The sequence below is a fragment of the Bradyrhizobium sp. JHI2711 genome, from assembly GCF_056156565.1.
Genome location: NZ_JBPZPT010000001.1, coordinates 1,536,615 through 1,549,187, shown reverse-complemented (window position 1 = coordinate 1,549,187; position 12,573 = coordinate 1,536,615). Strand labels below are relative to the sequence as shown.

The following is a 12,573-nucleotide window of genomic DNA, read 5'->3' as shown; positions in this document are numbered from 1 at the left end:
GCACGCACCTACTCGGGCAGAGGCGTGTCGGCGATGTCCAGCAGCGCGCCGAGGCCTTGGCGGAGGCGCCGCGTCGCGATGCTGTCGTTGGCAAGGCCGAACACCACGAGCGAGCGCGCGGTCACCGCGTAAGCATGCCCGAACTCGAACTCGGCCATCGGCGCGTCGGGCCGATTGGTGTCGATCAGGCCGAGCCAGCTGCGTCCGTCGGTGACCTCCGGCAGGGTGAAATTCACGACGTCGTGGTGCGCGTTGTAGACCAGCAGCATGGTCGCATCCGAGCCGCGGCGCTTGATCCCGGTCTCCTGCGCGCGGCCGTCGAGCAGCATGCCGAAGCACTTCGCATTGCCGTCCTGCCATTGCTCCGTCGTCATCTCCTCGCCGGACGGCGAGAGCCAGGTGACGTCCTTGACGTCGAGCTCCTCGTTGTGCGAGCCGACCAGGAAGCGGCTGCGGTAGAGGATCGGAAACGCCTTGCGGGTGGCGATCAGCTTGCGCACGAACTCGCGCAGGCTGCGGCCGTTCGCGGTGATGCCCATCCAATTGAGCCAGGTGGTCTCGTTGTCCTGGGCGTAAGCATTGTTATTGCCGTTCTGGGTGTGCCCGAACTCGTCGCCCGCGAGCAGCATCGGCGTACCGTGGGACAGCAGCATCGTTGCCAGCAGATTCCGCTTCTGGCGCTCGCGCAAGGCGGTGATCTCGGCGTCGTTGGTCGGCCCTTCGACGCCGCAATTCCAGGAATGGTTGTTGTCGTGACCGTCGCGATTGTCCTCGCCATTCGCCTCGTTGTGCTTGTCGTTGTAGGAGACGAGATCGTTGAGGTTGAAGCCGTCATGCGCGGTGACGAAATTGACGCTGGCCCAGGGCCGGCGTCCGCGCTTGTTGAAGAGGTCGCCGGAGCCCGAAACGCGCTTGGCGACGTCGGCCAGCGTGCCCGGATCGCCCTTCCAGAAGGCGCGCACCGTGTCCCTGAACTTGTCGTTCCACTCGGCCCAGCCCGGCGGAAACTGACCGACCTGATAGCCACCGGGCCCGATATCCCAGGGTTCCGCGATCAGCTTGACGCTGGAGAGCACGGGATCTTGGCGGCAGGCGTCGAGAAAGCCGCCGCCTTCATCGAAGCCATAGGGCTCGCGCGCCAGGATGGTGGCGAGATCGAAACGGAAGCCGTCGACCCGCATCTCTGTCGCCCAGTAGCGCAAGGAATCAGCGACGAGTTGCAGCACACGCTGATGCGAGAGATTGACGGTGTTTCCGGTGCCGGTGTCGTTGATGTAGTAGCGTTTCTTGTCCGGCAGCAGGCGGTAATAGCTGGCATTGTCGATGCCCTTGAACGACAGGGTCGGGCCGAGCTCGTTGCCTTCGGCGGTATGATTGTAGACGACGTCGAGAATGACCTCGATGCCATGCGCGTGAAACTGGTTGACCATGGCCTTGAATTCGTTCGCAGACGTCGCCTTCAGGTAGCGCGGATCAGGAGCGAAGAAGGCGATGGAATTGTAGCCCCAGTAATTGCGCAGGCCTTTCTCGACCAGATAGCTGTCGTCGACGAACGCATGGATCGGCAGCAGCTCGGCGCTGGTGATGCCGAGCGAGCGCAAGTAAGCCGGGATTTCCGAATGTGCCAGGCCCGAGAACGTGCCGCGATCGGCTTCCGGCACCAGCGGATGCAGCTGGGTGAAGCCCTTGACGTGCATCTCGTAGACGATCGTGCGCTCCCACGGCACTTCCGGCTTGCGCGCCACGCCCCAGGTGAAGGCGGGATCGATGACGCGGCATTTTTGCATCAAGGGCGCGCTGTCGCGTTCGTCGAATGACAGGTCCTTGTCGGCGTGATCGAGTTGGTAGCCGAACAGCTCCGGCCCCCAGCGGAGCTGGCCAACCAGCTGCCTGGCGTAGGGATCGAGCACGAGCTTGTTGGGGTTGAAGCGGTGGCCGGCGTCGGGTTCGTAAGGGCCGTGGACGCGATAGCCGTAGACAGTGCCGGGCCGGGCGGAGGGCAGATAGCCGTGCCAGACCTCGTCGGTAAATTCGGGCAGCTCGATGCGCTCGAGTTCCGTTTCGCCGGCATCGTCGAACAGGCAGAGCTCGACCTTGTTGGCGTGGGCGGAGAACAGCGCGAAATTGACGCCGAGGCCATCCCAGGTGGCGCCGAGCGGGAAAGGTCTGCCTTCGGTGATCCGGGTGCGGCGCAGGCGTGAGGCCGTCCGCGTCAGGGCGTCGTCTGAATGTGCTGGCTGGTCCATCTCTGCCCCCGAGTTGCCCGTCAGGATGTCGGCGCAGTCGCGGCGGTGGGCTCCACGTCGGCCGGCTTGGACGGCGCGTTGGCTTTTTGCAGAGCCGCCTCCTTGCTGATGGCCGGAATGGAGTTGCCGATCCGCCCGACGATCGCGATCAGCTCAGCGTCCGAAAGTCCGAGCCGTTTCTTGACGAGGCGCACCTGGGCGCGGTCGGTCAGGTCGAGCTTGTTGCGGATCAGTTGCGGCTTCGGGCGGCGCATGGCCACGGCTCCTGTCTGGGATGGTAACCGTCGCGCTGCTGATTCCGTTCCCGTTGCGCTGCAAATGTCCGGCGTCGGCGCCGTGCAGGAACGAACGCACACCGCTCCGCTTTGTCGCCCTGACGTGCGCAATTGCATGCCGAAGTGGGCATGCGGCGAAAGGGGACGGGCTTGAATCAGAGGCTGGGAATGGCCGAGCAAAATCGGCGCCATGGTCCTCAGATCGTCGATCATGGGGTCTCGTTCAACCTGTGGGCGCCGACGGCGCGATCGGTCGAGCTGCTCGAAATCGGCCAGCCGCCACGCAAGATGCCGCGCGATGCGGACGGCTGGTATCAGCTATTGAGCCAAACTGCGCGCGCCGGCACGCGCTATCAGTTCAGGATTAACCAAGACCTCGTCGTGCCCGATCCCGCCTCGTGCTTCCAGCCGGACGACGTCGGCGCGCCGAGCGAGGTGGTCGACATGGCCGCGTTGAGGGACCCGGTGCTCTATCCGGGCCGTCCCTGGGCGGAAGCCGTGATCTACGAGCTGCATGTCGGCACGTTCAGCGAGGAGGGGACCTATGCCGGCGTCGAGAAGAAGCTGCCTTATCTTCGCGATCTCGGCATCACCGCCATCGAGCTGATGCCGCTCAACGACGTCCCCGGGCGGCACAATTGGGGCTATGACGGCGTGCTCCTGAACGCGCCGAATGCCCGCTATGGCCGGCCGGAGGATCTCAAGCGGCTGCTGCGCGCGGCGCATGCCCTTGACCTCATGGTCTATCTCGACGTCGTCTATAACCATTTCGGGCCGCAGCTGAACTATCTGCATCTCTATGCGGAGAACTTCTTCAACCCGCGCCACACCACCGGGTGGGGGCCCGCCGTCAACCTCGAAGGAGCCGACGGCGCGTTCGTGCGCGGGTTTCTGATCGAGAATGCCCTGATGTGGCTGCGCGATTATGGGTTCGACGGCCTGCGCTTCGATGCCGTTCATGCACTGAAGGACGACTCGAAACGTCATTTCCTGGTCGAGCTCGCCGAGACCCTGCGCAGCCAGCTGGCGGGCCGGCGCATCCATCTGATGCTGGAGAACGAAGCCAATCAGGCGCACCTGCTCGCGCGTTCGCAGGGACGAGCGACGTACTACGATGCGCAATGGGGCGACGACTTCCACAATGCGCTCCACGTCCTGCTCACGGGCGAGGACGAAGGTTATTACCGGGCGTTTGCGGACAAGCCGCTCGAGCATTTGGCGCGATCCCTCACCGAGGGCTTTGCCTATCAGGGCGAGGTGTTTCCCCTGCACCAGGCGCCGCGCGGCGAGCCGAGCGCTCATCTGCCGCCCGAAGCGACCATCTTCTTCGCCCAGAACCACGACCAGGTCGGCAACCGCGCTTTCGGGGAGCGGCTGTCGCGGTTGGTCGGTCCGGACAAGCTGGAGCTGGCCCTCGCACTGGTTCTGCTCAGCCCGCATATTCCAATGCTGTTCATGGGCGAGGAAGCGGCAGCCGAAACGCCCTTCCTGTTCTTCGCCGACTGGTCGGGCGAAGCCGCCGAACTGACACGGGAAGGCCGCCGCAAGGAGTTTTCACACTTCAAGGCGTTCGCGACGCCCGAAACGCGCGCCGGAATCCCGGACCCGTGCGACGAAAGAACCTTCCGCGCCTCCAAGCTGGACTGGACCAGCATCGAGCAATCGCCTTCCGGCACCAGGTTCCGAGCACTGACGACGCAGTTGTTGACGATCCGGCGCGAGAAGATCGTGCCGCTGATCAAACGCGGGTTCGTTTCGGCGCAGCGACAATTGCTCGGCGCGGATCCCAGCATGGGCGGCGTGGATGTGCGCTGGCAGACCGAGCAGGGCGACGTTCTGCAGATTGTCGCCAATCTCGCCGACCACGAACTGCCGATGCCCTCGCTGGTCGACGGCGAGAGCCTGTGGCGATTGCGCCCTCATGTCGCCGGAGCACTTGGGCCCGGCGACATGATCGTGAGGCTTGGCCGCAAGCGCTGACGACAGACGAGGTTCAGCGCTCTCAGGCTAGCTGCCGGCACGGCTCGCGACGGCCGGTGTGGGCGAGGTCGCGAACTTGCCGAGCCCGAGGTAGACGAGGCCCGCCACGCCGATTCCGAACAACCAGCTCAGATCGGCACCGCCGAGCAGATAGATCGAGATCGGCCCCTGCAGCGCGCTGACGAGGCCGTCCTGCACCAGCCATCCGGCAACGAGGCCGGCGAAGAACGCGATCATGCCGGCCCAGTTGATGTCGCCATAGGCGCTGCTCTCCGGCGAGCGGTAGAGCTCGGCCACCTCGATCTTGCCTTTGCGCTTGATGTAGAAGTCGGCGAGCACCACGCCGGCCCACGGGCTCATCCACAACAGCAGGCTGATCATCCAATGGTCGAACGCCTTCGCGAAGGACGGCGCGAAGATGAAGTAGAGGGTGACCAGATAGCCGGCGACGCCGACGATGACGGTGAGCCAGAAGCGCGAGAGTTTCAGCCCCGCGCTCAGGGCCGCCAGCGCCGCCGAATAGACGTTGAGGATGTTGGTAGCGATCGGGCCGTGCAGCACCATCAGGAGGACAAGGATGCTGACGGGACCGCCGAACACCGCGCTGACCATCTTGGCGGGATCGGTGTCCAGCGTCGTCGAGGCAATGGTCGCGCCGAGAATGCCGAGCCAGACCGTCGGCACGAACATGCCGACATAGCTGTACCAGAACACGGCTTTCGACGGCGTGGAGCGCGGCACGAAGCGCGAATAGTCGGAGGCCCAGGTGACCCAGGAAATCCCCCAGCCGACGCCGATTGCGGTCATCAGCATCGTCAGCATCGCCAGATGCGCGCCGGGCGGCAGCGAGGTGGTCAGGTTCCAGTTGACGACGCCGGGCCGCGTCCAGGCCAGCACGCTCATCAGCACCATGATGGCGATGGTCGGCGGCACCGTGTACTTCTCGAAGGTGCGGATCGCGTAGAAGCCGTAGACGCCGATCATCACCTGCACCGCCATCACCAGCGTGATGACGATCATCTCGACCAGCCAGGTGTCGGGCACGCCGAACTGGCCGAGGATGCCCATCGAGACCTTGACCGGGAAATAGGTGTTCACGCCGATCCAGCCCAGCGTCATCAGGAACATCAGGATGCTCGGCAGGTAGGCGCCGCGGACGCCGAAGGCGGACCGGCTCAGCACCATCTGGTTGACGCCGGTCTTGTGTCCCATCACCGTGAAGGTCGCGAAGATCGCGCAGCCCACGATGTTGCCGAGCACGATGACCGCGATTGTCTCCATCAGGCCGAGCTTGAGGATGATGCCGAGCGCGCCGAGCGCCCAGTTCACCGGCGCGACGTTGGCGCCGGCCCAGATCCACATCTGCTGCGGCCCGCTGGAGTCCCGGTCCGCGTCGGGAATTGGCTCGATGCTGTGAATATCAGCGCGAAGTTCGGAATCCGTCATGGTATCCCCCAATACGAAGCACGCTTCGCATCATCGCAGCATAAATCGTGCCATGGGTTGCGGAGCGGCCGGGCCGGGCGCGTTTCGATGTCGGACGCAGTGGGGCTCGCCTCGGATGGGACTGCGTTTTCGAGCGCGGGGCATGCCGACGCGCCGGCCTGCCGCGGCACACCGGACCCGCCGGATAGTGGCGCTCGATGCACGGCCGGGCAGCGGTACGATGATAAATTAAGCAGCCCAACTCAAAAGCGCAGCACTCGCCTCTAGTCGAATAGGGCAGCGGCGCTGTCGCGACTGGGATGGCCGGCCACGATGCGCTGCATCATCTCGATGAAGAGCGCCTGTTCCCGCTGGCTCAAATCACCGAGCGTTGCGCGATGCGCCCGCCGTGCCGCGCCCTCGATTTTAACCAGCAGCGCGGCGCCGGCCGGCGTCAGGCGGCACAATCGCGCGCGCCGATCGTCCTTGTTCACCGCGCGCTCGACAAGGTTGCGCGCCGCGAGACGCTTCAATGCACCGGTCGTCGTAGTGCGATCGAGCGCGATATCGGCCGCCAAAGTGGTCTGATCGGCGGTTTCTCGCACCGCCAGCGCCGAGAGCAGGCTGTATTGCAGCGGCGTGACCTCGAATTCGCCGCAGGCTTCCTGAAACAGCGCGACGTGAATCTGGTGCAGCCGGCGGATCAGATAGCCGGGCCGTTCCGACAAGGGCCAGGGGCGGTGCCGCGTCCCGCCGCGACGTGTCTTCGCTTGCCGCAATGCACACACTCCCAAGCCGAAACCCTGCCGCGCTTAGCTCGATTCGAGTGCGCCTGCCACATCGGGATCATGGCACGATGCTTGCTTTTGTCAAAATGCGAAGCATGCTTCGTAATTCGAGGGACGAAGCCGTCGCCCCTCGCAAGAAGAGGAGAGCGCCATGTCCGTCACTGCCAGCTTCGATCTTCTGCTCCGGGGTGGCCGCGTGATCTGTCCGGCCTCCGGCGTCGATGGCCTCAAGGACGTCGCCATGCGCAATGGCAAGATCGCGGCGGTCGCATCCGACATTCTGCCGACCAGCGCGAAGGAGGTCGCCGATGTCAGCGGCAAGCTCGTGCTGCCCGGGCTGATCGACACCCACGCGCACGTCTATCAATATGTCTCCGGCCGTTTCGGCATGAACCCCGACATGGTCGGGGTGCAGTCCGGCGTGACCACGCTGGTCGACCAGGGCGGTCCGTCCTGCATGACGCTGCCGGGTTTCCGCCATTTCATCGCGGAAGCCTCGGCCTCGCGCGTCTATGCCTTTATCTCCGCCTATCTCGTCGGCGGCCTCGAGGGCCATTTCTATCCGCAGCTCTACAGCCCCGACGGCGTCGACATCGATGCGACCGTCAAGGCGGCAACTGCCAATCTCGATCTCGTGCGCGGCATCAAGGCTCACGCGGAGATCGGCGGCTTCGCGCGCTGGGGCATTCGTGTCATCGAGATGGCGGCCGAGATCGGCAAGCGCGCCGACCTGCCGGTCTATGTGCATTTCGGCCAGCTCTGGGGCCTGCCCGAGAGCGGCGCCAATGGCGAGGACGCCGACACCATCCTCACCCGCGTGATCCCGCTCTTGCGCGAGGGCGACATCCTCGCTCATCCCTTCACGCGCCATCCCGGCGGCTTCGTCAATCGCGAGGGCGAGGTGCATCCGGTGATCCAGGCCGCGCTCGACCGCGGCCTCAAGGTCGATGTCGGCCACGGCAGCCATTTCTCCTATCGGCTCGCGAAGAAGGCGATCGCCGCCGGAATCATTCCGACCACGCTCGGCGCCGACATCCACGGCTACAACACCCATGTGCCCGCGCCGGCCGGAACGCCCGACCAGCACGAGGACGATGAGAACCATCCCTTTGCCGGTCAGGCCAAGTTCAGCCTGGTCCAGGCGATGAGCTCGATGATGGCGCTCGGCCTGTCGCTGGAGCAGGTGGTGCCGATGGTCACCGCCAATCCCGCAAGAATGCTTGGCCGCAGCCACGAGATCGGCGCGCTCAAGATCGGCATGGACGCCGACGTCTCCGTGCTCACGGAGAGAAACGGCCGCTTCGTCCTGAAGGACAACGAGAACAACGAGGTGATTGCCGAGCGCCTGCTGCAGCCAGCCTTCTGCCTGCGCGCCGGCACCCGCTTCGATGCGGTCGCGCCGATCCTGCCGCAGGCCGTCGCGGCATAAGGCCGGGCGGTGGAGGAGAACGCGAAGTTGCGCAACGAGCGAGAATTTCCGGACGGAAAGACGGGGCAGGGCGTAGGCGCACGGCTGCCGCGCAAGGAAGACGACCGCCTGATGCGCGGCCGCGGCCAATATGTCGGAGACGTCAGGCTCGCCGGCCTTCAGGACGTCGCCTTCGTGCGCAGCCCGCTGGCGCATGCGCGCATCCGCGGCATCCATGTGCCCGAACGCCATCGCGGCAGCGTGTTCACGGCGACCGATCTCGTCGGCATCAAGCCGATCCGTGCGGTGTCGGGCCTGCCGGGCTTCAAGATCTCGGAGCAGCCGGTGCTCGCCACCGGTAAGGTGCGCCAGGTCGGTGAGCTCGTCGCGATGTGCCTCGCGCCGACCCGCGCCGAGGCCGAGGACATCGCGGCCTCCGTGACGCTCGATCTGGAGGAGCTGCCGGCGATCCATGACATGCTGAAGGCGCGCGAGCCCGGCTCGGCGCTGGTGCACGAGCATTGGGGCGACAACGTCTTCCTGGAGACCAATTACGAGGTCGACATCTCCGCCGCGCTCGATGCGCCGATCAAGGTGACGCGCGAGATCTCGACGGCGCGGCAATGCATGTCGCCGCTGGAAGGCCGCGGCGTGGTCGCGACCTTCGACGAGAGGCTCGATCAGCTCACACTGCATTCGGCGGCGCAGATGCCGCACATCACGCGCAGCGGCCTCGCCGAATGCCTCGACATGGAGGAGGGCCAGATCCGCGTCATCTCGCCCGACGTCGGCGGTGGTTTCGGTCACAAGGGAATTTTGTTGCCCGAAGAGGTCTGCCTGTCCTGGCTGACGATGCGTTGCGGCCATCCCGTGCGCTGGCTCGAAGACCGGCGCGAGCATCTCGTCGCCAGCTCCAATTGCCGCGAACATCATTACAAAATCACGGTCTATGCTGACCGTGACGGCACGCTGCGCGGCATCGACTGTGAAGCGACGGTCGATTCCGGCGCCTACTCGTCCTATCCGTTCTCGGCCTGCCTGGAGGCCGCGCAGGTCGCCAGCATCCTGCCCGGTCCCTACAAGATGCCGGCCTATCGCTGCCGCACCTTCTCGGTCGCCACCAACAAATGCCCGATCCTGCCCTATCGCGGCGTCGCGCGCACCGGCGTCTGCTTTGCGCTGGAATTGATGCTCGACCTCGTGGCGGCGGAAGCCGGCCTAGAGCCCGGCGAGGTGCGGCTGCGCAATCTGGTGCGCCCTGAACAGATGCCGTTCGACAACATCACCAAGAAGCATTTCGACAGCGGCGATTATCCGGAAGCGATGCGCCGCGCACTCGCAGCCATCGACATCGACGCCATCCGCGCCAGGCAAAAGCAGGGCGAGGCCGACGGCCGCCGCATCGGCGTCGGCATCTCCATCTATTGCGAGCAGGCCGCGCACGGCACCTCGGTCTATTCCGGCTGGGGTATCCCGATGGTGCCGGGCCATGAGCAGGCCTCGGCGCGCCTGACGCCGGACGGTGGCCTTGAACTGCGTGTCGGCGTGCACTCGCACGGGCAGGGCATGGAGACGACGCTCGCCCAGGTCGCGCACGAAATCCTCGGCGTGGATGTCGCAAACATCCGCATCGTCCTCGGCGACACCGCGATGACGCCGTATTCGACCGGCACCTGGGGCTCGCGCTCGATGGTGATGGCGGGTGGTGCGGTCGCGACCGCCTGCCGCGAGCTCGGCGAACGTGCGCGCCGCATCGGCGCGAAACTTTTGCAGCACGATCCGGCCTCCGTGGTATTGCAGAACGGCGAGGTGCGCGGCGTCAACGGCAGCGTCAGCCTGAAGGCGATCGCCCACACCTGGTACCGCCGCCCGCAGGATTTGCCGCCAGACGTCGATCCGGGCGGGCTCGAGGTCACCCAAGGCTACAAGCCCGTGCGCGACAGCGGCACCTTCAGCTATGCCGCGCATGCAGCCGTGGTCGCGGTCGATCCTGATATCGGCGAGGTCGAGATCCTCGACTATGTGATCGTCGAGGACGGCGGCGTGCTGGTCAATCCGCTCGTCGTCGACGGCCAGATCTATGGCGGCCTCGCGCAAGGCATCGGCACCGCGCTCTACGAGGAAATGCCGTTCGATGCCTCCGGCCAGCCGCTGGCGACGACGCTCGCGGATTACCTGTTGCCCGGTCCGACCGAGGTCCCGGCCGCGCGCCTCGATCATATGGAGACGCCGTCGCCCTATACTCAGTTCGGGGTGAAAGGCATCGGCGAGGGCGGCGCCATCGCACCGCCCGCCGCAATCGCCAATGCCGTCAACGACGCGCTGCGCCCGCTCGGCGTCGAGCTGATGCAGTCGCCGATCACGCCGCATCGCATCGTCGCGGCGGTGCTGGCCGCGCGTGCGGCTGAGAGGAGCGCGGCATGAAACCGGCGCCCTTTGCTTACGAGCGCCCGCGCGATCTCGATGCGGCTCTCTCGATGCTGGCCGCAAGCGGCGGATCGGCGAAGATCATCGCCGGCGGCCAATCGCTCGGCCCGATGCTCAATCTGCGGCTGGTGCAGCCGGAGCTGGTTATTGACATTTCCGGCCTTGCCGAGCTCAAGCGCGCAGAGGTCTCCGGCGACGAGCTCGTGCTGGGCGCCCTCGTCACCCATGCCGATATCGAGGACGGCCGCACGGCCGACGTGACCCGCGGCGCCATGCGGGCTGTCGCTGCCAACATCGCCTATCGCGCGGTCCGCAATCGCGGCACGATCGGCGGCTCGCTCAGCCATGCCGATCCCGCCGCGGACTGGATCTCGGCGCTGGCGGCCCTGGGTGCGCGCGTGACATTGCGCAGTCTTGCCGGTGTGCGATCGATGGCGGTCGAAGCGTTTGTGGTCGGTGCGCTGGAATCTGCGCTGCATGCCGGCGAGATCGTCGAGGCGGTCCACGTGCCGGCGCGATCGGCGACAGCGCATTGGGGTTATGCCAAGAGCTGCCGCAAGACCGGCGAATTCGCCCATGCCATCGGTGCGATATTGGTCGATCCCGCTGCCGCCTCGGCGCGTATCGTGATCGGTGCCATCGATACGACGCCGATCGTCATCACCGATGCCGCCGAGCTGTTCGGCGGCCGGATTGCCGCCGACTACAAGCAGCGCTTCGATGTCCGTGCCGCCGATGCCCTGCTCGCAAGCGCCGGCATCGACGATGCCGCGCAGCGCCACATCCATGTCAGCGTGCTGAAGCGCGCCGTTCTGGAGGCCGCGGCATGACCACGATCGCGCTTCAGGTCAATCGCCGCGCGGTGGAGCTGCACGCCGAGCCGCGCACCAGCCTTGCCGATTTCGTCCGCGACAGGCTCGATCTCACCGGCACGCATCTCGGCTGCGAGCATGGGGTCTGCGGCGCCTGCACTGTGCTGCTCGACGGCGTGCCGGCGCGCTCCTGCATCACCTATGCGGCGGCCTGCGAGGGCGCCGATGTCACCACGATCGAAGGCCTCGACGAGGACGAGATCACGACCGAGCTGCGCGCTGCCTTCACCCGCGAGCATGCCCTGCAATGCGGCTATTGCACGCCCGGCATGCTGGTCTCGGCGCGCGACCTGGTGCTGCGTCTGCCCGACGCCGACGAGCGCCAGATTCGCATTGGCCTCAGCGGCAATCTCTGCCGCTGCACCGGCTATGTCGGCATTGTGCGCGCGGTGCAGTCCGTGATCGAGGCAAGGCGCGCGCGCAACGTCGCGCCGATGGCGGATGGGGGTCGGACCGTCCTTGGTCCTGCCGGCTCGGGGCGAGCGGCAACCGCCCGGAACGAGTTGCGGCCTGCGCGGCACGCGCCAGCTCCGGCACTGGAAAGTGCCACCCCAAGCAGCATCCCCGACTTCACGCCGGCAACCGTGCTCGATCAGCGCTTCACGTTGCCGTATCCGCCGGCAAAGGTGTTCGCGATGTTCGAGGACATCGCAGGCATCGCCGCCTGCCTCCCTGGCGTATCGCTGTCGTCGACGCCAAAGCCGGAGCGCGTCGAAGGATCGATCCGCGTCAGGCTCGGTCCGATCGCAGCAAGCTTCGAGGGGGCCGCGCGCGTCGAGCGGGATCCCGCGACACTCTCGGGGCGCATCGTCGGCATCGGCACCGACCAGCGCAGCCATTCGGCGACGCAGGGCGAGATCCGTTACCGCCTGCTGCCACTGGAAGGCGGCGCGGCGACCGCGGTCGAACTGTCGATCGGCTACACGCTCACGGGAATGCTGGCTCAGGTCGGTCGTCCCGGCCTCGTGCGAGACCTTGCAAAACGTCTCGTTGCGGAGTTCGCCGCCAATCTCGACCGCCACATGTCCGGCGCCTCGTCGGGGCAGGCAGGTCCGGCGGAGCTCAGCTTCTGGTCGATTGCATCGGACGTCTTGCGAGCCCGTCTCGCGCAAATATTTCGCCGCACCTTCGGAAGAGGTGGCGCGGAATGAT

9 protein-coding genes are annotated in these 12,573 nt (G+C 66.0%); 5 read left to right on the top strand and 4 right to left on the bottom strand.

Translation table 11 applies throughout. From position 1 onward, the window contains the following. Positions 1–8: 8 nt before the first annotated feature. Positions 9–2,246: a glycogen debranching protein GlgX gene (gene glgX / locus ACTEK7_RS07360; RefSeq protein WP_036023694.1), complete on the bottom strand. Its 2,238-nt coding sequence runs from the start codon at positions 2,244–2,246 to the stop codon at positions 9–11. Positions 2,247–2,266: 20 nt separating this feature from the next. Then, complete coding sequence (locus tag ACTEK7_RS07355) at positions 2,267–2,500, bottom strand: DUF3606 domain-containing protein (protein ID WP_036005232.1); 234 nt, start codon at positions 2,498–2,500, stop codon at positions 2,267–2,269. A 189-nt stretch (positions 2,501–2,689) separates the two neighbouring features. Here ACTEK7_RS07355 and treZ point away from each other — a divergent pair, with 189 nt between their 5' ends. Then, positions 2,690–4,501, top strand: a complete 1,812-nt coding sequence (gene treZ, locus ACTEK7_RS07350) for a malto-oligosyltrehalose trehalohydrolase (RefSeq protein ID WP_225145865.1) — start codon at positions 2,690–2,692, stop codon at positions 4,499–4,501. 27 nt (positions 4,502–4,528) lie between these two features. Here the strand turns inward: treZ and ACTEK7_RS07345 are convergent, their stop codons facing one another. Together ACTEK7_RS07345 and ACTEK7_RS07340 are read right to left on the bottom strand one after the other, a co-directional pair. Beyond that, entirely contained in the window at positions 4,529–5,947 is a 1,419-nt protein-coding gene (locus ACTEK7_RS07345; RefSeq protein ID WP_036005227.1) for a cytosine permease, read from the bottom strand. Positions 5,948–6,210: 263 nt separating this feature from the next. Continuing rightward, on the bottom strand, positions 6,211–6,705 hold the full coding sequence (locus tag ACTEK7_RS07340; RefSeq protein WP_225114753.1) for a MarR family winged helix-turn-helix transcriptional regulator: 495 nt from the start codon (positions 6,703–6,705) through the stop codon (positions 6,211–6,213). 160 nt (positions 6,706–6,865) lie between these two features. On the opposite strand from ACTEK7_RS07340, the gene ACTEK7_RS07335 reads away from it, so the two are divergent. The 4 genes from ACTEK7_RS07335 to ACTEK7_RS07320 all read left to right on the top strand — a co-directional run bounded on the left by ACTEK7_RS07335 (position 6,866) and on the right by ACTEK7_RS07320 (position 12,572). After that, on the top strand, positions 6,866–8,143 hold the full coding sequence (locus tag ACTEK7_RS07335; RefSeq protein WP_225145864.1) for an amidohydrolase/deacetylase family metallohydrolase: 1,278 nt from the start codon (positions 6,866–6,868) through the stop codon (positions 8,141–8,143). Positions 8,144–8,254: 111 nt separating this feature from the next. Continuing rightward, the gene (locus ACTEK7_RS07330) at positions 8,255–10,546 is read left to right on the top strand and encodes a xanthine dehydrogenase family protein molybdopterin-binding subunit (protein ID WP_249786331.1); all 2,292 of its coding nucleotides are present in this window, start codon (positions 8,255–8,257) and stop codon (positions 10,544–10,546) included. Then, on the top strand, positions 10,543–11,379 hold the full coding sequence (locus tag ACTEK7_RS07325) for an FAD binding domain-containing protein (protein ID WP_225145862.1): 837 nt from the start codon (positions 10,543–10,545) through the stop codon (positions 11,377–11,379). The genes ACTEK7_RS07330 and ACTEK7_RS07325 overlap by 4 nt, the downstream gene beginning before the upstream one ends. Next, positions 11,376–12,572, top strand: a complete 1,197-nt coding sequence (locus ACTEK7_RS07320; protein ID WP_225145861.1) for a xanthine dehydrogenase family Fe-S subunit — start codon at positions 11,376–11,378, stop codon at positions 12,570–12,572. The genes ACTEK7_RS07325 and ACTEK7_RS07320 overlap by 4 nt, the downstream gene beginning before the upstream one ends. Position 12,573: the final 1 nt, after the last annotated feature.